The organism is Hathewaya massiliensis (assembly GCF_902143515.1).
Taxonomy (GTDB): Bacteria; Bacillota; Clostridia; order Clostridiales; family Clostridiaceae; genus Hathewaya; species Hathewaya massiliensis.
Genome location: NZ_CABFVD010000008.1, coordinates 35,416 through 55,204, shown reverse-complemented (window position 1 = coordinate 55,204; position 19,789 = coordinate 35,416). Strand labels below are relative to the sequence as shown.

General features: G+C 27.2%; 16 protein-coding genes and 1 pseudogene. 12 read left to right on the top strand and 5 right to left on the bottom strand.

What is annotated here, in order from left to right:
* Positions 1-126: 126 nt before the first annotated feature.
* A complete protein-coding gene (locus FNZ64_RS13495) occupies positions 127-1,875 on the top strand; it encodes an ABC transporter ATP-binding protein (protein WP_142415532.1) in 1,749 nt (582 codons plus the stop codon).
* Between the two features lies 1 nt (position 1,876).
* Positions 1,877-3,601, top strand: a complete 1,725-nt coding sequence (locus FNZ64_RS13490) for an ABC transporter ATP-binding protein (protein ID WP_142415531.1) — start codon at positions 1,877-1,879, stop codon at positions 3,599-3,601.
* 111 nt (positions 3,602-3,712) lie between these two features.
* Here the strand turns inward: FNZ64_RS13490 and FNZ64_RS13485 are convergent, their stop codons facing one another.
* Together FNZ64_RS13485 and sigI are read right to left on the bottom strand one after the other, a co-directional pair.
* Positions 3,713-4,774 carry an anti-sigma-I factor RsgI family protein gene (locus FNZ64_RS13485; protein WP_142415530.1) on the bottom strand — a complete coding sequence of 354 codons (1,062 nt, stop codon included), beginning with the start codon at positions 4,772-4,774 and terminating at the stop codon, positions 3,713-3,715.
* A complete protein-coding gene (sigI, locus tag FNZ64_RS13480) occupies positions 4,771-5,454 on the bottom strand; it encodes an RNA polymerase sigma-I factor (RefSeq protein ID WP_142415529.1) in 684 nt (227 codons plus the stop codon). Before sigI ends, FNZ64_RS13485 begins: the two co-directional genes overlap by 4 nt.
* Before the next feature lie 193 nt (positions 5,455-5,647).
* Between sigI and FNZ64_RS14815 the strand changes: the two genes are divergently transcribed.
* On the top strand, positions 5,648-6,817 hold the full coding sequence (locus tag FNZ64_RS14815) for a DUF5667 domain-containing protein (protein WP_185903796.1): 1,170 nt from the start codon (positions 5,648-5,650) through the stop codon (positions 6,815-6,817).
* A gap of 197 nt (positions 6,818-7,014) precedes the next feature.
* Here FNZ64_RS14815 and FNZ64_RS13475 read toward each other — a convergent pair whose 3' ends face one another.
* Both FNZ64_RS13475 and FNZ64_RS13470 read right to left on the bottom strand, forming a co-directional pair.
* Entirely contained in the window at positions 7,015-8,217 is a 1,203-nt protein-coding gene (locus FNZ64_RS13475; protein ID WP_142415528.1) for an alanyl-tRNA editing protein, read from the bottom strand.
* Between the two features lie 42 nt (positions 8,218-8,259).
* Positions 8,260-9,048 carry a response regulator gene (locus FNZ64_RS13470; RefSeq protein ID WP_142415527.1) on the bottom strand — a complete coding sequence of 263 codons (789 nt, stop codon included), beginning with the start codon at positions 9,046-9,048 and terminating at the stop codon, positions 8,260-8,262.
* A gap of 398 nt (positions 9,049-9,446) precedes the next feature.
* On the opposite strand from FNZ64_RS13470, the pseudogene FNZ64_RS13465 reads away from it, so the two are divergent.
* The 4 genes and pseudogenes from FNZ64_RS13465 to FNZ64_RS13450 all read left to right on the top strand — a co-directional run.
* A pseudogene (locus FNZ64_RS13465) lies at positions 9,447-10,109 on the top strand (ABC transporter ATP-binding protein); the annotation flags it as partial.
* Between the two features lie 103 nt (positions 10,110-10,212).
* On the top strand, positions 10,213-11,334 hold the full coding sequence (locus FNZ64_RS13460; protein WP_142415525.1) for an ABC transporter permease: 1,122 nt from the start codon (positions 10,213-10,215) through the stop codon (positions 11,332-11,334).
* Positions 11,334-12,437 (top strand): ABC transporter permease, encoded by a 1,104-nt coding sequence (locus tag FNZ64_RS13455; protein WP_142415524.1) that lies wholly within the window; start codon positions 11,334-11,336, stop codon positions 12,435-12,437. The genes FNZ64_RS13460 and FNZ64_RS13455 overlap by 1 nt, the downstream gene beginning before the upstream one ends.
* A gap of 101 nt (positions 12,438-12,538) precedes the next feature.
* A complete protein-coding gene (locus FNZ64_RS13450; RefSeq protein ID WP_142415632.1) occupies positions 12,539-13,879 on the top strand; it encodes an NCS2 family permease in 1,341 nt (446 codons plus the stop codon).
* Between the two features lie 209 nt (positions 13,880-14,088).
* Here FNZ64_RS13450 and FNZ64_RS13445 read toward each other — a convergent pair whose 3' ends face one another.
* Positions 14,089-14,976: a LysR family transcriptional regulator gene (locus FNZ64_RS13445; protein ID WP_142415523.1), complete on the bottom strand. Its 888-nt coding sequence runs from the start codon at positions 14,974-14,976 to the stop codon at positions 14,089-14,091.
* Between the two features lie 215 nt (positions 14,977-15,191).
* Here FNZ64_RS13445 and FNZ64_RS13440 point away from each other — a divergent pair, with 215 nt between their 5' ends.
* The 5 genes from FNZ64_RS13440 to FNZ64_RS13420 all read left to right on the top strand — a co-directional run bounded on the left by FNZ64_RS13440 (position 15,192) and on the right by FNZ64_RS13420 (position 19,759).
* Complete coding sequence (locus tag FNZ64_RS13440; protein ID WP_142415522.1) at positions 15,192-16,760, top strand: spore germination protein; 1,569 nt, start codon at positions 15,192-15,194, stop codon at positions 16,758-16,760.
* Positions 16,757-17,908 carry a Ger(x)C family spore germination protein gene (locus tag FNZ64_RS13435; RefSeq protein WP_142415521.1) on the top strand — a complete coding sequence of 384 codons (1,152 nt, stop codon included), beginning with the start codon at positions 16,757-16,759 and terminating at the stop codon, positions 17,906-17,908. Before FNZ64_RS13440 ends, FNZ64_RS13435 begins: the two co-directional genes overlap by 4 nt.
* A gap of 1 nt (position 17,909) precedes the next feature.
* Positions 17,910-18,119: a hypothetical protein gene (locus tag FNZ64_RS13430; RefSeq protein ID WP_142415520.1), complete on the top strand. Its 210-nt coding sequence runs from the start codon at positions 17,910-17,912 to the stop codon at positions 18,117-18,119.
* A gap of 17 nt (positions 18,120-18,136) precedes the next feature.
* Positions 18,137-19,231, top strand: a complete 1,095-nt coding sequence (locus FNZ64_RS13425) for a GerAB/ArcD/ProY family transporter (RefSeq protein WP_142415519.1) — start codon at positions 18,137-18,139, stop codon at positions 19,229-19,231.
* Between the two features lie 330 nt (positions 19,232-19,561).
* Positions 19,562-19,759 (top strand): cold-shock protein, encoded by a 198-nt coding sequence (locus tag FNZ64_RS13420; RefSeq protein WP_142415518.1) that lies wholly within the window; start codon positions 19,562-19,564, stop codon positions 19,757-19,759.
* Positions 19,760-19,789: the final 30 nt, after the last annotated feature.

Here is a 19,789-nt window from a genome sequence, read left to right as displayed (position 1 = left end):
TAGTATGCATTAAACAGTGGTTTTATTAAAACACAGCAACTTTAATAGAACAGTATTAGCCTTTACTTTACTATGATTTAAAAGATTAAAAAAACTAAAAATTTATTGGGTAGAAAGGAGAAATTTATGGAAAAGAAACAATCAAATTTAAGATTTCTTTTAGACATATCTGGGAAAGAAAAGTTTAAACTCTATATATCAGGCATATTAAGTGTAATAAGTTCGGTGCTTTCTATTGCTCCATATATTTTAATGTACAATATAGTCTTAGAACTTTTCAAGGACTCAGTAGATTATGAAAGAATTAAATCTATGGCCATAATTGTAGCTTTTGTTGTAGTGCTTAGAATGATAATATTTTTAGCATCAGGAGTTTTTTCTCATGTAGCAGCATTTACTATACTTTATGAGCTTAGAATGAAGGCAGTAAACCATATTTCAAAGTTAAACATGGGCTTTTTCACAGGTCATACAATAGGAGAGATTAAAAAAATTATAAATGAAGATATAGAGAAGTTAGAAAATTTTATAGCACATCAAATTCCAGATTTAGCTTCAGCAGTTGTAACTCCAATTATAGTTATGATTTACCTTTTATATTTAAATTGGAGGTTAGCAATAGTTTTATTCATTCCAATTATTTTAGGAGTTATAAGTCAAGTGGCTACATTTAAAGGTATGAAAGAGAGAATGATACGTTATCACCATTTAGTTGAAAAGCTAAACTCAACTATTATTCAGTATATAAATGGAATGAACGTAATGAAAGCATTTAATTTATCTGCAAAGTCTTTTAAAAATTATAAGGATAACACAGAAGAATATGCAAATTATTGGATTGACTTAACTATGAAGTTAGCCCCACCATATAGTATATTTTTAGTAATTATTGATTCTGGACTTTTGTTTATAATTCCTATTGGTGGAATTATGTTTTTAAATGGAAGTATAAACAGTACTACTTATATATTATTTTTAATTTTAAGTGCAAATTTTCTTACGTCCTTTAAACAGTTATTAGAATTTGGTGGGAACTTTTCTATGCTTTTAGAAGGTGCAGGTAAGGTAAGGAATATTATTGAACAAGAACCTCAAGCATACGGAAATAAAAAATTAAATTCAAAGATTAATGGAAAAATTGAGTTTAAAAATATTTCATTTAAATATGATAAAAAGGAAGTTATTAAAGATTTATACTTAACTGTAGAGCCTAAAAGTATAGTTGCTCTTGTAGGACCTTCAGGGTCAGGAAAAACTACATTGGGGCAATTAGTAGGAAGGTTTTGGGATGTCAATGAGGGAAGTATTAATATTGATGGTATAGATATAAAAGATATTAAGATGGAAGAGCTTATGGATAATGTGTCTTTTGTGTTTCAAGATGTATTTATGTTGCAAGATAGTATATTAGAGAATATTAAAATGGGGCTAAATAAAACTGAGGAACAGATTATAGAAGCTAGTAAGGAAGCTCAAATTCATGATTTTATAATGAGTTTACCCGAGGGTTACAATACCCTTCTTGGGGAAAAAGGAATTAAACTTAGTGGAGGAGAAAAACAAAGGATATCTATTGCAAGAGCTATATTAAAGAATAGTCCTATTGTAATTTTAGATGAAGTTACTTCATATTCAGATATAGAAAATGAAAGTAAAATACAACAAGCACTTAGAAATTTATTAAAAGGTAAAACAGCTATAATTATAGCTCATAGACTATATACAATAAAAAATGCAGATAAAATTGTAGTCTTAAATGATGGGAAAATTGTAGAGCAGGGAAACCATGAATATCTTATGAATAAAGCAGGAGTGTATAGACATCTTTGGGATATATATGATTATGAATTAGTAGCTGAGGAAAGGAGGGTTTAATATGCTATCGGATATAAAAATGTTACTAGGAGAAGATTGGAAAAAACTTGTAAAACCTATAGTTTTACTTAGTATAGATACTATATTTAATATGTTTTCTTATTCAATGATGTATTTTGTATTATTAGATTTAATTAAAGATGAACTTAGTTTTTCAAAAATTAAAATGTATACCATAATTATGATAATAGCTTTTATAGCTAGGGGAATAGTTAATTCCATAGGATATACAGGGATACAAGCTAGAGGAGCGCGTGCTATTGAAAAGATGCGTATATCTTTAGGAAATCATATCAAAAATATAAATCTTGGTTTTTTTAATAAAAATAGCATAGGAAGTCTATCTAATATAATGACTAATGACCTTCAAGATTTTGAGCAGGTTATAACTCACAGTACTAGTGATTTAATAAAGACCATATTTCTTAGCTCATACCTCCTTATAATAACATTTTTTATTGATATTCAGCTAGGAATTATTCAATTAGCAGTAATATGTATAGCTATGCCAATTATTTATATAGGAGGAAAGAGGGTTTCTCGTATAGGAAATAAGAAGAAGATAGTCATGAATGAAGTTATATCTAGGTTGGTTGAATATCTTAGTGGAATAGAGGTGTTTAAGTCTTATAATCTAGTAGGAGAAAAGTTTGAAAGATTGGAAAAATCCTTTAGAGATTTTAAAAAAGAAAGTATTAGAACAGAGGTATCTATTGTGCCTTTTGTCTTGGTGTTTCAAATAATAGTTGATATAAGTTTTCCTATATTATTACTTATAGCTACTACAAAATTTGGAATGGGAAGTATAGATAAAAAAGAATTTTTAACCTTTATTATAATAAATTTAGCACTTACTAATGTGTTAAGAGCTTTTGGGGCACAATATGGAACTTTTAGATATCTTAAATTAGCTTCAAAAAAATTAGTGGAAATATATAAAAAACCACAAATGAGTTATAAATATGAAAATACTAATTTTAAAAATTATGATATTGAGTTTAAAAATGTATTTTTTCAATATGAAGAAGGGAAAAAAGTTATTGATAATTTAAGTTTTAAAGCTAAAGAAGGTACAATGACGGCTCTTATTGGTCCATCAGGCTCAGGAAAAAGCACTATTACGAGTTTACTAGCTAGATTTTGGGACATAAATAGTGGGAGTATAAAAATTGGTGGACAAGATATAAGAGAAGTAAATCCAGATTCATTATTAAAGCATATAAGCATTGTATTTCAAGATGTATACCTTATAAATGATACAATATATAACAATATAAAAATTGGAAATCAAAAAGCTACTAGAGAAGACATAATAAGGGCAGCTAAACTTGCAAATTGTCATGAGTTTATAGAAGCCTTGCAAAATAAATATGATACCATAGTAGGGGAAGGTGGCTCAACCTTATCAGGAGGTGAAAAGCAGAGAATATCCATAGCTAGAGCTATACTAAAAGATGCTCCTATAGTATTATTAGACGAGGCCACAGCTTCCTTGGATGCTGATAATGAACTTGAAATTAGAAAATCTATAAAAAAACTTACTCTAAATAAAACTGTAATTGTAATAGCCCATAGATTAAACACCATAAAAGATGCAGATCAAATTATGGTATTAAATGAGGGGAGTATAGAGGAAAAAGGTACTCATAAGGAATTAATGCAAAATAAAAAGAGATATTATAATATGTATAATGAGATGGAAAAAGCAAAACAATGGGCACTTTAAACTATTAAAATATATAAAAGGAAAATATATAAAATAAAGATTTCTAACTTTCATATAGAGTAATAACTTTTTCTGAAGGTTAGAAATCTTAGTATAGAATTTTTATATTGTTTATTTTTTCCCTTTATTATAATTGGTCACTTTTTCTGATTTAGGACTATTCTTATCATTATTTTTGGAGTTGTCTATATAAGCTTCTTTATTGTTATTTGTATTTTCTTTATTATTAGTTTTAGAATTTATTACATCCTTACTATTAGTATTATTATTAGTAGTATTATTATTGGAGTTGGCTTTGTTAAGATTTTTATTTTCTTTGTTATTATTAGTGTTATTTTTATTTTGTTTATCATTATCATTGTTATCATTATTTTTGCTATTAGCTTTATTTTGGTTATTATTATTTTTAACATTATCTATATTGTCTTTATTAGAAGACTTAATATTTTTTTCATTAGAAGTACTATTTTCAATTTTAAGTATATTTTTATCTTTATCTAAATTGCTTTTATCTATAGCATTTTTAGGTTCAGAGTGTAAATTTTCTTCTGTATTAATTATTTTATCCTCTTCTAATTTAATATTTTCTTTATAGTTTGTTTTATTATATTTAGGCGTTTTAATATTATAGTTTGTTTTAAGGTTTTTCAGTGTATTTTCTATGTTTGTAAGGTCTAATTTAGACACATCTCCTTGAAAATCTAGAGATATAATTTTATTACTGCTTCTGTAATTATCGTTAATATAATTTTCTTTTTCAGATTCTTTTAATATCAAGGTAACTCCAGTTTCCAAACTCTTATTTTTAAGATTTAAATTATTTAAAATATGTTCGCCATCTTTATTTAAAGCAGTTATTTTTATTATGTTATTCCATCGATTTAATTCTAATTTAATGGATGGATTTATATTTATTGTTACAGCAGATACAGGGTTATTGTAAATTACAATATAGGAAGAGAGTACAAAGGTAATAAGTAAGGAAGCTACCATTATAGAAAGTTTTTTTGTGTTTTTATAAAATAAAGATTTTTGTTTTATTTCTTCTGATTCGTACATTTCTCCTAAACATGGACAGGTACTTATTTTTCTCACATAAAGAAATTCTCCACCGCAGGTTAAGATTCCAACAGAGTTTTTATTAATTTCCATTACTATGCCTTTTTTTATCATAAATTATCACCTGACTTTTCAATATTTAAATAACCTTTAATATAGGGGTATTCTTCGCTACCTAATATTATAATTAGTGCTATTATGTACTTTCTCCAAGTTTCTAATAGTTTTCTTTTATTATTTGTAAGTAGACATATTTTTTTTATAGGTAATTGTTTTTTTGTTTTTAAATCATAAACTATATGCTCATTATTTATACAAGTCATAGCTATATTTAGTAGTACATCCCTAGTATCTTTATGTTTGGGTGAATTTTCAGCAATGCTACTAAAACTTAATTTATATTCTTTTAATTCACTATTTAATAGTTGTATTTCTTCTAACCTTATAGAATTTTCAAAATCAATATTAAAATTATCCATTGATATATGTTTTTCAATAGAGTCAGTGGTGCTTTCGTTATCATTCCATATTAAGTACGGAGTCTTTTCTGATGTCCTAAAAAAGTCTATTAAGGAATTTTTTATTAATACAGAAGCATATGTAAAAAAATTACCTTTTTCACTGTTATATGTATCACAAGCTTTATTAAAGGCTATAAGTGCTATACTTATCTCATCATCGTTTTTATCATCCAAAACTCTTTTACAAATTCTGTTAGTTGTTTTATATATAAAGTTCATACTATCTTGTATAAATTTATCTCTATTTTCTTTTTTCAAAAAATCTGCGTCCATAAAATCACCCCCATTATAAAGAAATCTAGATAAAATGATTGTATAAAATCTTATATATTATTATATACGTATAAAATATATTTTTTAAAGTGGTAAGATTACCCCCTAAAAGAATTATTTTTAATCGTAAATATATATAGAATTAAAAAAACAGAAAAATTATAATTAAAACACCATATAGGGAGGAATAAAGATGAAAAGAGTATTTATATTAACTATGTTAGCTTTATTAGCTTTTGGAGGAACTGTAAAGGCTGATGAAGCAATATCCTTTAAAGATAAGGCGGGGATAGCACCAGACAGTATATTTTATGTAGTAGATAAGACCATAGAAGATATAAGTTTAAAATTTAGTTCAGATGAAGACAAGGTAGAAAAACTATTAGACATTTCAGAGGAAAGACTTGGAGAAATAGAGATTATAGGTAAAAGTAATCATGAGGAATTATTAAAAAATACTTTAGAGGACTATAATGAGACTATAAAAGAAACACAGGATATAATTAGTAAACTGGAAGAAAGTAAAGAAGAAGCTAATAAAGAAGAGAGTACTGAAGAAGAAAAAAATAAAGAGGAAGAAAAAAATAAAGAATTACAAGATAAAATAGATAAAGCTGAAGATACTATAATTAAAAACTCAGAAGCTTCTTTAAAAGTTTTAGAATCCATAAAAGAAAAGTTACCTGAGGAAGCTAAGGCTAAGTTAGAAAGTGTAATTGAAATGCAAAAGAGTAAAAAGGAAGCAGTAAGGTTAATGGTTGAAAAGAGACATGAATTTAATAAAGCTAAAAAAGATTATAATAAGTTAAAGGTTGAATTAAAAAAGGCTCAACACTCTGGAGATGCAGAAGCTATAAAGAAGGCAGAGGAAGAACTTAAGAAATCTGAAGAGATTTTCACTAGTAAAAAGGAAGAATTAAAAGAAGCAATAGAAAATAAGTCAAAAGTAGTCAAGGAAGTTAAAGTTGGTGAAGCTAAGGAGAATAAAGAGAAAAAAACCACAGACAGTATAAATGAAAATAAAGATCAAAAAGTAGATAATAAAGAGAAAAAGGAAGTAAACAAAGATAAGAAGAATGAAAATAATAAAGATAGTGAGGCTATAGTGAAAGATAAAAATACTATAGAAGTAAAAGAAGAAACTGATAAAGAGGGTAAAGAAATAAATAGTGAAAAGGAAAAGGAAGAAAAAAGTTTAAAAAATAAGGAAGAAGTAAAAGTTGAGTATAAAGAAATAAAAGAGACTAGGATAGAAAATAAAGAAAAAGAAAATAAAGAGGATACTAAAAAATTAGATAAATCTAATAATAAAAATGATGAAAAACAAAATGGGAACTCTAACAATAAAAAATCAGGAAAATAGTGCTTATATTTTAATAACTTATTCTGCTCACACAAAAATTTTTATACAGCCACATCTAATCAAAGTAGATATTTAAATAATATAGTCTGTGTATCTTTATAATGATAATTATTATATTATCTTATAAAGATTACACAGACTACTTTATTTTTACATAATATTTTATTTGAAAATATAGAAATTTTATGCCTTATTAGCTAGGAAAGAGTATTTTTAATTTTCATAAAGGCATAATCAATAACCCCTTGAAGATTATTGTTATTTTTACCAGCACCTTGAGCTAAGACTTTACTTCCGCCACCTTTTCCATCTATAAGGCTAATGGAATCTTTTAATAGTTCATTCATATTTAATTTTTCCATATCCTTTGAGCATGCAAATATTAAATTAGCTTTTTCCTCTGAAGGTACAATCATAAGTGCAATTGTATCTTCATTTTCAACAAGTTTTGATGTTAATTTACTTATATACTTTATATCATCATCAAAGAAAATTTCTTTTATTAATGTATATTTTCCTATTTTTATTGAGTTTTGAATAAGTTCTTTAACTTGATAAGTTTGTAGTTCACTTTTTAGCTTTTTATTAGTATTTATTGAATTCTTTAGTTCCGTACTTAGATTATTTATAGCATTTATGGCTTCCTCTTCATTGGCACTTAAATATGTGCACAGTTCAGAGGCGAATTTATCTTTTTTAAAGGAGTCTTCTATGGCACGTCTCCCAGATAAGAATTCTATTCTTGTGGAATTTTTATGTTTTTCCCATCTTCTAATTTTTATAAGTCTAAGTTCTAGGGTAGAATTAGGGTGTACTCCACAACATGCATTAACATCTAAATCTTCTATTGTAACAACTCTTATGGGAGCATCTGTTTTTGGTAAGGCTCTTCTAAGATTTATATGCTTTAGTTCACTTTTAGAAGGAAATGAAAATTCAACTTTTAAGTCCTCTTCAATAATATTATTAGCTAAGACTTCAGCTTTTCTTATTTCATTCTCACTTAAATAGCTTTCAATATCTACTGTACTAATTTCTTCTCCTAAATGAAAACCTACAGTATTTTTTCCAAATAACTTAAAAAAACATCCAGAAAGCACATGTTGACCTAAGTGTTGCTGCATTCCATCTATTCTTCTATTCCAGTCAATAGAGCATTTTACTCTATGGATCTTAACAGGCTTTTTTTCTAAAACATGATATATATTATCCTCTTCTTCATATACATCTATAACTTTATGATCTTCAATAAAACCTAGGTCGCAAGGCTGCCCTCCACCACCTGGAAAGAAAGCTGTTTTATCTAAAAGCACATGAAATTTATCATCAATTACTTTTACATTAAGTACTTCAGCTGTAAAGTCTTTCATATACTGATCTTCATAAAAAAGTTTTTGCATTTTTTATCCTCCAATAGAAATACTTTTTAACTATAAGTATACCTATTTTTTAAATTCTTTCAACATCTGCCTTATTTTTTTGTTTAGGGTATAGATTCTTATATTGGATTTTAATTTTGCTATAAATAGATTTTCATCTAAAGGTTTGTTTATAAAATCATCAGCTCCACAGCTTAAAATATTGGATATGGTCTTAGGATTATCTAGAACAGTAACCGCAATAATAGAGGAATTTATATTATTTCTTCTTATTTTTTGTATTAAGTTTTTTCCAAATTCGTTTTTTAAAACCATGTCAATTAAATAAATATCATAGTTTTTATTGGAATTAAACAATTCTTTTCCGGATTTATAGTGATCTATATTTTTGATGCCATTTTTATTAAGTATATCTTTTTCTATAATAGAGTCAAAGGAGTTATCCTCTATAATTGCTATTTTTGCCTCTCTTAAGTTTGCCATATATTCATCGTCTTGGAATACTGCATCTATATGCTTTGTTATTTCTTCCTTTAAATTGTCTTTTAATAAATAGTCAACTATACCTAAGTTAAATAGGTTTGTCTTCTTTTCATAGTTATTATCACTAGTAACAATAAATATAGGGATTTCATTTGAGGTTTTTGAATTTACACTTTTTATAAAATCTTCAACATCTCCACCTTTGCCATAAAGAGAGGTTATTATGAGGTCTATTTTATATTTATCTATTAGAGTATATGCTTCATTAAAACTATCAGTTGAAATGTACTCATAATTTTTTTCCTTTAAGATACTTTTGACCATTTTACAGAAAAAATCACTCTGCTCTATATGAAGAACTGTATACATGTGGATATTCCCCCTACAATATTATATTTATTTGTTATATTATCGAAGTTCTTTTATAAGGCTTTAGTAAAATATAGTATAGGATAGTTAGAGTGAATACATAATTATTTTATGTATCTTTAACTATTAAAATTTTAAAACCTATGTAAAAGTTTAAAATATAATAATATGAAGGGCATAGAAGAGTTATGAAGATATAATTGTATTTAATAAAGATGTTTAATATTTAATAGTATTTGATAATTGTTATTACAAGGAGCAAAATATTTAAAGTAGGATAGAGAAAGTTACTTTATAAAATTTAAAAAATTAAATCAAAATAAGAAAAAGTATCTTATCAATTATAAAATTTAAGAATAAGTTAGTATATTAAAGAAAATAAAGATTAGGGAGGAATAATAATGATAATAGAGATTAAAAATTTAGAAAAAAGTTATAAAGATTTTAAAGCAGTAGATATAAATGAACTAAGCATAAAAGAAGGAGAGGTTTTTGGGTTTTTAGGGCCTAATGGAGCTGGTAAAACCACTACTATAAGTATTTTAAGTGGTTTATATACTAAATTTAATGGTGATGTAAAGGTTTTTAATAAGGATATTAAAAAAGATTCTTTTGAGATAAAAAAGCATATGGGAGTAGTACCACAAGATTTGGCCTTAGTTGAGGACTTAACTGCCTATGAAAATGTTACTTTTTTTGCAAGACTTTATGGGCTTAAGGGAGAAGAGCTAAAGAATGCTGTAAAGGAAACCTTAGAGTTTGTTGGGCTTTGGGATAGAAAAGATAGTTTTCCAACAAAATTTTCTGGGGGAATGAAAAGAAGACTTAATATAGCCTGTGCTATTGCTCATAAACCAAAATTAATAATAATGGATGAACCTACTGTAGGAATTGATCCACAATCAAGAAATAATATTTTAGAAACAGTTAAAAAGTTAAATGAACAAGGATCCACTATAATATATACTTCTCATTACATGGAGGAGATAGAGGCTATTTGTACAGACATTTGTATAATGGATCATGGAAAAATTATAGCAAGGGGAAACAAGGATGAACTAAAGAGTCTTGTTAAAAAAGAAAATGGAGAAAAAGCTACCTTAGAAGAAGTATTTTTAAACCTAACTGGTAGAAAGCTTAGAGATTAGAAGGGGGGGGAAAAACATGAATTTTCTTATTATAGCTAAATATAGAATAATACAATATATAAGAGATAAAAAGTCCTTAATATCTATGTTAGTAATTCCAGTAATTTTAATTGCAATATTGGGAAATGCCCTAGGAAATAGTGAGGATTTTGCAGCTAAAAACATAGGGAAAATAAATTTGTTATATGTAAATAATGTAAGTGGAACTGGTGGAGAGAACTTTGAAAAATTTATAAATTTAAAGGAATTCTCTGATATTATAAAAGCTACTAAAATTAAAGACATAGAAGAGGGTAAAAAGCTTGTTGAAAAAAAGGAATATGAGGCTCTTGTTATATATGATGAAAGTATAGAAGGAAAAATTAAAGTAGTTGGTAGTGATTATAATAGTTTAAAGGTATCCATAGTAAAAAATATAATGGATGCTTATGCAGATAAGGCAAATAGCTTTGAAGCTTTAGCTAAGCTAAAAACTAGAGATTTTTCCCTTAAAAAATATAATAATATAGACTCAGACATAGTAACTATATCAGGAAAGAAGCCTACAGCTACAGAATATTATGCCATAACTATGCTTATAATGATTATAATGTTTGGATCAATTTATGCAAACTTTGCCATAGACAAAGATTATTATAGTGTGGTTGGAGGAAGAATTAAATCATCACCAGTAAAGCTTTGGGAAATGTTTTTAGGAGAAGGCATAGGGGCAGTATTTACTCTTTTATGGCAAATTATAATTTTACTTCTTGTATCAAAACTAGTATTTAAAGTTAGTTTTGGAGGTAAAATTCATATTATACTTTTAACAACCTTGTCCTTAGCTACCATGTCCACTATGCTTGGTATATTTGTCTGTATGATGACTAAAAAAGGATTATATGGATTAGCTCTTTTAAATATTTTGGTCCCTATTTTTACTTTCTTAGGTGGAGGTTTTGTTAAGATAGATTTTGGATCTGGAATACTTGGGAAAATATCTCATATGACACCAAACTATTTAGCGCAAGATGCTATATTTAAAAGCATTTATGGAGGAGCTTCAAAAGATATATTTTTAAATATTTTAGGTATTTGGATTTTAACTTTAATATTATTTATAGGAGCTAAGATTGTAGGAAGGAGGGACAGGGTGTAATGACTATTTATTTTACAAACTTAAAAAGATTATTTAGGAATAAAGTAAACATATTATTTATATTAATTTTACCACTTGTATTTATGTTTATATCATTTAAAGGGTCTAGCGGGGTAGAGCCCTTAAAAGTTACTGTGGTTGATAAGGATAGTACAGAGTTTTCAGCGAAGCTTATAGACAATATAAAAGCTAAAGGTACTGTATTATTAGATAGTGAAGAAAATATTCAAAATAACTTAGTAGATAATAAGACTGACTATGCTATAGTAATACCAAAAGGTTTTACAGAAAACATAATTTTAGGCAAAAATCCTACTTTAAAAACTTATGAAGTAAAAGAAGGAAATGCGGCTATGTCTATTAAACTTTCTTTAGATGGATATTTAAATAATGTAAAGAAGATAGCTTCAGTATCAAAGGGAAATAAGGAAGAATTTTATAAGGGGCTTAAGTATTATGAAAGTGGAAGTTATAAGGCTCAATATGAAAGTGTAGATAAAGGCGAAGGAAATAAATCAAAAACTGCAGTTGCACTTGGATTTATAGTTATGAATATGTTGTTTTTAACTACATCTACTACTAATATGCTTATAAAAGATAAGGAAAAAAATCTATATACAAGATATTTTACGACTCCATTAAGTAGAAGTAGATATATTATGGAAAATCTTTTAAGTTTCCTAACTGTATCTATAGTTCAAGTTATATTATTTTTTATGTTAATGAAATATGTATTTAAGTTTAACTTAGGGGATAGACCCTTTGAAATATTACTTTTATTTATAATATTCGCAGTGTTTACTGTGTCCTTAGGATTATTTATATCAACGCACTCTAATGATTTAAGGCAATCAGGAGCCATAAGTTCACTTGTTAATATACCCTTTGCTATGCTTGGGGGATGTTTCTGGCCTAGGGATATTATGCCTAGCTTTTTAAAGAAAATTTCAGAGTTTATTCCTACTACTTGGATTAATGTAGCTAGTAATGAAGTCTTATATGGTGAGAATTTATATTATGTTAAAGCAGAGATCATGTTCTTATGTATATTGACTGTAGTGTTATTGGTTATATCTACAAGGAAATTAAAGGATAATAATTAAGGTTTAAATCTCATGTGGTGTGTAAATACTTACATGAGATTTTTTTATTGATTTTTTAAAAGTTTTTAAATATAATGGTTAATGCATTATATAAAAATAATGTGGGTGGGAGAGGGAAAAAGAAAAAGGATGAAGGAGAATTGAAAACAAAAGTAAAAAAAATATTTGATCTTCAGGGACATGATGTTACAGTAAAGGGAGAATTTATAGCAGGGCTTACCTCATTTTTCGCAGTTGTTTATATAATAGCTGTAAACTCGTCTATATTATCTGATGCAGGATTACCGGTAGAGGGTGCAATAATAGCCACTGTTTTATCATCTTTTGTAGGATGCTTATTAATGGGTTTTATAAGTAATGCTCCTATAATTTTAGTGCCAGGCATGGGAGTAAATGCACTATTTTCATATACTATTGTAGGTGCTATGGGCCTTTCATGGAAGGAGGCACTGGCAGCAGTAGTTGTATCAGGAATTTTATTTGCTATAATATCATTTACAAAGTTTTCTAAAATACTTACAACATCAATTCCAACTTCCTTAAAGGAAGCTATAACTGTGGGAATTGGTTTACTAATTACATTTATAGGATTACAAAAGAGTGGAATAGTCGTTGGAAGTGAAACAACTTTTGTATCCTTAGGGGATTTTAGCAATCCACTTGTATATGTAACTTTTATTAATTTAATAATTACTTTAATGTTATTTATACGTGAAGTGCCAGGAAATTTTTTAATTAGCATGATAGGTGGAACTATTATATCCTATTTCTTCGGACTAGTGGATTTTTCAAAGGTTACTTTTTCAAATTTTTCACTAGGTGCATATAAAGAGGTTTTCTTTAAGGTAGATTTTAGCGCCATAACTTCAATTACCTTTTGGATAGCTGTGTTTTCATTAACATTGGTTTTAGTCTTTGAAAATTTAGGACTTCTCCATGGACAGATAAATATTATGCTAGAGAAACCTAAAAAATTCAAAAATGCTTTTAGATCTTGTTCATTATCGGCTATTACATGCGGTTTATTTGGAACAAGTCCTACAGTTGCAACTATTGAAACAGCAGCTGGCATAGCAGCAGGAGGAAAGACAGGATTAACTTCTGTAATTACAGGGAGCTTATTTTTAACATCCTTATTTTTACTTCCAATTATAAAAGTTATACCTAATAGTGCTATTTCACCTATATTAATTGTTATTGGTGGACTAATGATAAAAAATGTATTGCATATTGATTTAAATGATTTTTCAGAGGGATTCCCAGCATTTTTAATTATAGTTATGATTCCACTTACTTTTAGTATTGTAGATGGTATGGCCTTTGGATTTATTGCTTATCCAATTGTAAAATTAGCTGCAAAAAAATCAAAGGAAATTTCTCTTACCATGTATATAATTTCAGCTATATTCTTAATGAGTTTTATACTACATGCCTTAGGTTAATTAAATTATAAGACCTATGAATACAGTGTTTACTGATATTTTCATAGGTCTTTCTTAACTTTTCCATCTCAATTCTTACTTATTATCTCTTACCCATTAACTTTTACCTCTTACTTCTTACTTTTTCCCTCTTATTTATTACTTTTTAATTCTTATTTACTACCTCTTACCTCTTCAATCTTACTTCTCAACTTTTACTTATTTACAGATTATAACTTACGTAGGAAAAAGGAGAAAAACTTATTAAGATCTTTTTCTGTTGTTTGATTTTTTAAGTATATAAAGTTAAATTCTCTTTGGAGAATAAAATCACATAGTTTAATTTGGGCTAACTCACCTTTATTTATTTCAGAAATGGCTGCATCTTCGTACATAAAGCTAAGGCCAATGTTACCTTCAACCATCTTTTTCATTACATTTACATTTCCGATTTCTATAATGTTTTTAAAATTATCCAGAGTATAATTTTTATCAAAAAGTCCTCTTTCTAATACTTCACGGGAACCGGAACCCTTTTCACGTACTATTATAGTTTCATTTTTAAGATCATTTAAAAAAACTTGATTTTGCATTAATAATGGATGGTTTGTAGGGGATATAAGTATAAAGTTAGCTACTTTATATAGTTTAGATTCATAATCATTTTTATTAAATAAACCTTCAACTATGGCAAAATTTATTTCGCCTTTTTTAAGCATGGTAAGAACCTTTTCTGTGTTATCTACATACATGGTTATATCATACTCACTAAATTCTCTTATAAAATCCCCCAGCATTGGTGCAATGGTAAATTCTCCAATAGTTAAGGTAGTTGCAAACTTTAAAGTATTAGTTTTTTTAGTTATTTCAATAAGTTCCTTTTCCATAAGGCTTTCAATTCCTTTTAAATTAACAGCATACCTATAGAAAAGTTCACCGGCTTTTGTTAATTTTAATGCTTTGTTTTTATATTCTAGCATTTTGCAGTTATAGTGTTTTTCTAAAGATTGAACATGTTGAGTTACTGCAGGCTGAGTTATACAAAGCTCTTCTGAAGCTTTTGTATAGCTTTTATGTTTACATACACATAAGAAGGATTCAATTTTTATATCTAACATTTTACATACTCCTATAAGTTAAACTAATAAATAATTTATTATGTATAATTAAATTTTATAATTATACCATAATAAAATCAAGGAAAAAATAATTAAATAAATAAGGAGCAATTGGATAAATAAAAAATAATTTAATAAATAAAAAGAAATAAATCTATAGTTACGTAATATTGAACTTAAATATTGAATAGTTTAGCATTCTATGGAAATAATATATGATAATAGAAAAGTTGTTTTTGGAAGGAAGTGGTTTTGTGAAGGAATTACCTGAAGAGAATAAAGAAACAAAAAATAATACTAAAGAAGCCAGTTTAGAAAAATCACTTCAGGAAAATATAAAGCTTTTTAAGAAAAATATACTTAAAAATGATGACACAGTAATTTATAGAGATTTTAAAAATATAAATTCTGCTTTAAAATTTTGTCTAATATTTATAGATGGTATGACAGATAGAAAAGTCATTAACGAAAATATATTATTTCCTATAATGAATGCTGAATTAGATACAGAGCAAAATAATCTTATAAAATACATAAAAGAGGAAGTTGTACTTATAGATGATTTAAAAGAAGAGAAGAATTTAGATAACATAACAAAAGCTTTATTATATGGTGATTCTATATTGCTTATAAATGGTTTTGATGGAGCACTAATATTTAATACTAAAGGATGGGAAACTAGGTCTATACAAGAGCCACAATCTGAAACAGTAGTTAATGGACCTAGGGAAGGGTTCAATGAATCTATAAATACTAATATGTCATTAATAAGAAGAAAAATTAATTCTCCAGATCTAAAATTTGAACGAATGGAAATAGGAGTTAGAACTAGGACTAAAGTTTCTATAGGGTATATGGAGAGCTTAGTAAACCCTGAAATACTAGAAAAATTAAAAAAAAGGTTAAATAAAATAGAGGTGGACGGGATTTTTTCTAGCGAACATATAAGAGAGTACATAAGTGATGCGGGTCTTTCTCCCTTTTCCACCATTGGAAAGACAGAAAGACCCGATGTGGTTTCATTAAAATTATTACAGGGACGAATAGTAATATTGTGTGACGGAACTCCTGCAGCACTTACAGCTCCTTTTATATTTTTAGAATATTTTCATGTAAATGAAGACTATTATGATAATTTTATATATGCCACTTTCAATAGAATCATTAGAATAATTGCTTTTATCTTAGCGACAATTACTCCAGCTGCTTATGTTGCTTTTATAACCTTTCATAAGGAATTGATACCAACTAAATTGGCCTTAAGTATATATTCTGCAAAGCAAGGTGTTCCACTACCAACATCAGTAGAGGCTTTAGCCATGGTTATTACTTTTGAAATAATAAGAGAGGCTGGTATAAGGTTACCTAAGCATGTTGGTGCAACAGTTAGTATTGTTGGGGCCCTTGTATTAGGTGATGCAGCAGTTAATGCTAAATTTATTAGTGCTCCTATTGTAATTGTAACTGCCATTGCTGGCATAAGTGAATTAATATTATATGAAATGAGGACAGGAGTAATTGTTACAAGGTTTTTATTTTTAATTTTAGCTTCCTTTCTTGGATTATATGGAGTTATTTTTGCAGGAATGGGGTTAGTTATTCATTTAATGTCTATAAAGACCTTTGGTATACCATATATGTTAAACACCATTGATTTAGATAAGGATAACATTAAAGATAAAACTATTAGGGCACCTTGGTGGTTTTTAAGATATAGAACAAAATTTATTAATAAAGACATTGTAAGAGCTAAAAAATATAATAAAAGAAGGAAAAAGAGATGAGAAAATATATAAATAAAATAATAGTTTTATTTATATTATTATGCTTTTCTACAACATTAACTGGATGCTGGGATTATGTAGAAATGACAGATTTAAAATATGTAGCTGGTATGGCTATAGATAGGGATAAAGATACAGATGAATATATATTAACTATGGAGGTTTTAGAGGGGACTGTAAATGAAAAAACTATAAATTCAAGTATAGTTCAGACTAGAGGAGAAACTATACATAAGGCATTGAGAGATGCAATTAAGAAGGTTGGCAAGATGTTACAATTGTCCCATGCAAAAGTAGTTATAATAAGTAAGGATATTGCTAAAAAAGGGATAATACCAGTAATTGATTTAATAAATAGAGATGTAGAAATTAGAAATGATATGTGGGTTATAATATCTGAAATGTCTACTGCCTCAGAAATTCTTAATACGGATAAAAAGCCTGATGAAATATTATCTTATGATTTGGAATCTTCTATAAAAAGCAATGATAAGACAGGAGAGTACAGAGGAGTACAAATATTTAAACTTATAAATGATATATCTAGTAAGGGAATTTCACCATCAGTTCCCATGATAAGTATAGTGAAAGATGGAACTAAGTCTTCTACACAAATACTAGGTACTGCGGTGTTTAAGGGAGATAAAATGATAGGTAAATTAAACAAAGTTGAGACTATGATGCTAGATATCTTAGTTAATCCTGAAATGAAATTTGTAATTCCTATAGTATTAGGTAAAGATCAAAATATATCTCTAGAAGTAATAAAGACTACAAGAAAGGCAGAGACAAAGGTAAAAGAAGGACGAAGAAGTTTAACTATATATGTAGATTTAGAAACAGCCCTATCTGAATTGGCAGAAGAAGGGGTAGATTATGTAGCAAAGGATGGAAGAGAAAAGGTAAAAAAGAAAGCAGAAGAATATATACAAAATAATTGTCTTAATTTAATAGAAAAACTGCAAAAGGAATATGATACTGATATAATTGGCACTGGATATATTTTCAGAAAAAAAGAGCCTAAGGAATGGGATAAGGTCTCTAAGGATTGGGATAAGGCTTTTGTGGATACAAAAATTAAAGTTGAAGTAAATGTAGATATACAATATACAGGATTAACTAATAAAAATATAGGAGTAGGAAAATAAGATGATTTTTTTTATGATTATGTTTTATGTTTTAATAGCATTATACGATTTAAAAAATTTATATAATAAAAATTTAAAGAAGGAAATACCCGTATACATCTTTATAATTTCCATAAGTTTAATTATTAGCTCTTTAGAGGTCTTAAAAATAAAGGTACCAGATCCTATGATACCATTTGGAAAATTTATGGAACTAATTAAAATATTTTAAGGGGTGACAAGGAGACCATGAATAATGAGGTTATAACTAAAAAACAAATGCAACTTCTTATTTTTAGTTATTGCATAGGTGCCTATTTATTATTTAGTCTTGGAGGAAAAGTAAAACAGCATGCTTGGGTTGTTACTTTAATAGGAATGGTTATGAGTATCCCTATTATTTTAATGTATGGTAGAATCTTAGATTTATATCCCCAAAAGAATTTTTATCAAGTTATAACCGAAATTTTCGGTAAAAAAATTGGTACCATATTAAATATAATTCCTATATTACATATGATTTTTCTTGGGGCATATATCTTAAATGATTTTATAGATTTCATAAAGTTAACAGCTCTTTTTAATACACCTAAGTTTATTACCATGTTATTTATAGGAGTACTTAGCATTTGGATATTACGGAGTGGAATTGAGGTATTATCTGCTTGGTCCCATTTTTTTATAAGAAAAATAATAATTTTTGTTATTTTAACATGGATACTTTTAATCCCCCAAATGCAAACAATAAATATATACCCAATTATATTTACTGATTTTAAAACTGTATTAAAGGAATCTTTTGCAATAACTGCCTTTCCTTTTACAGAAGTTTTTATATTTGTAGGTTTTTTTGATTATATAAAGGGAAATGAAAAAAATAAAAATATATTTTTAAAACCCTTAATTATTGGAGGAATTTTTGTTACCATATCAACTATAATAAATATAATGTTAATAGGTGGGGAAGCTTATTCTCATTTCTATTATGCTGGTTATGAAAGTATAAAAAGATTAAAATGGGGAGGCGAATTTCAAAGAATAGAGATAGTAGTTTCTATAGCTTTTACCATAATACAGTTTCTTGAAATAACCTATTGCATACTAAGTGCTTCAAAGGGGATTGAAGAGGTTTTTAGCTTAAATGATTATAGAGATATATTAGTGCCTGTGGTTTTTTTATTGCTAAACCTTTCTTATATAATGTTTAGCGGAGTTACAGAGGCTATGGAATTTGTTGGGAAGTACTGGCCTACATATGGTTTCTTTATTCAAATATTATTTCCATTATTTATATTTATTTCAGGCATTATAAAGAAAAAGTTTTTAAAAGAACATAGTGGGTAAAAGTTATAAACAAAGTTGTTGTCTTTGGGGGTTTTAGATTGAGTAGTCATCGTATAAATAGAGGTTAAAATATTATAGGAAATAAGCATATAATAAGTATTTAAAATATATAAAATAAATTTTATATTAAATTACTAAAAACACTTGATTTATTTTTTATTGTATTATATAATATAAAAGAACCTTAATTCAGAAGTAAATGATTTGTTATATTAATAGTTTTGAAATTATCTAAGTTAGTATTAACTTCAGTATTTATATTTCGAAATTTTTATTAATGAAATATTTTTACAAAGAATTAAAGGAATAAAAATTTCGGAGGTACGAAACATGACAGGAACAGTTAAATGGTTTAATTCAGAAAAGGGATTTGGATTTATAACAACAGAAGAAGGAAATGATGTATTTGCACATTTCTCTCAAATCCAAAAAGAAGGATTCAAGACTTTAGAAGAAGGACAAAAGGTTTCTTTTGAAGTTGTTCAAGGACCTAAAGGCCCTCAAGCTGAAAATATACAAACAATCTAGTAATAGACTTTTGAAACCTAAAGATAAATC

Excerpts from the sequence above, each read along its gene's own strand:
- FNZ64_RS13495 (WP_142415532.1), top strand. The coding sequence starts at position 127 with ATGGAAAAGAAACAATCAAATTTAAGATTTCTTTTAGACATATCTGGG.
- FNZ64_RS13490 (WP_142415531.1), top strand. The coding sequence starts at position 1,877 with ATGCTATCGGATATAAAAATGTTACTAGGAGAAGATTGGAAAAAACTT.
- FNZ64_RS13485 (WP_142415530.1), bottom strand. The coding sequence starts at position 4,774 with ATGATAAAAAAAGGCATAGTAATGGAAATTAATAAAAACTCTGTTGGA.
- sigI (WP_142415529.1), bottom strand. The coding sequence starts at position 5,454 with ATGGACGCAGATTTTTTGAAAAAAGAAAATAGAGATAAATTTATACAA.
- FNZ64_RS14815 (WP_185903796.1), top strand. The coding sequence starts at position 5,648 with ATGAAAAGAGTATTTATATTAACTATGTTAGCTTTATTAGCTTTTGGA.
- FNZ64_RS13475 (WP_142415528.1), bottom strand. The coding sequence starts at position 8,217 with ATGCAAAAACTTTTTTATGAAGATCAGTATATGAAAGACTTTACAGCT.
- FNZ64_RS13470 (WP_142415527.1), bottom strand. The coding sequence starts at position 9,048 with ATGTATACAGTTCTTCATATAGAGCAGAGTGATTTTTTCTGTAAAATG.
- FNZ64_RS13460 (WP_142415525.1), top strand. The coding sequence starts at position 10,213 with ATGAATTTTCTTATTATAGCTAAATATAGAATAATACAATATATAAGA.
- FNZ64_RS13455 (WP_142415524.1), top strand. The coding sequence starts at position 11,334 with ATGACTATTTATTTTACAAACTTAAAAAGATTATTTAGGAATAAAGTA.
- FNZ64_RS13445 (WP_142415523.1), bottom strand. The coding sequence starts at position 14,976 with ATGTTAGATATAAAAATTGAATCCTTCTTATGTGTATGTAAACATAAA.
- FNZ64_RS13440 (WP_142415522.1), top strand. The coding sequence starts at position 15,192 with ATGATAATAGAAAAGTTGTTTTTGGAAGGAAGTGGTTTTGTGAAGGAA.
- FNZ64_RS13435 (WP_142415521.1), top strand. The coding sequence starts at position 16,757 with ATGAGAAAATATATAAATAAAATAATAGTTTTATTTATATTATTATGC.
- FNZ64_RS13430 (WP_142415520.1), top strand. The coding sequence starts at position 17,910 with ATGATTTTTTTTATGATTATGTTTTATGTTTTAATAGCATTATACGAT.
- FNZ64_RS13425 (WP_142415519.1), top strand. The coding sequence starts at position 18,137 with ATGAATAATGAGGTTATAACTAAAAAACAAATGCAACTTCTTATTTTT.
- FNZ64_RS13420 (WP_142415518.1), top strand. The coding sequence starts at position 19,562 with ATGACAGGAACAGTTAAATGGTTTAATTCAGAAAAGGGATTTGGATTT.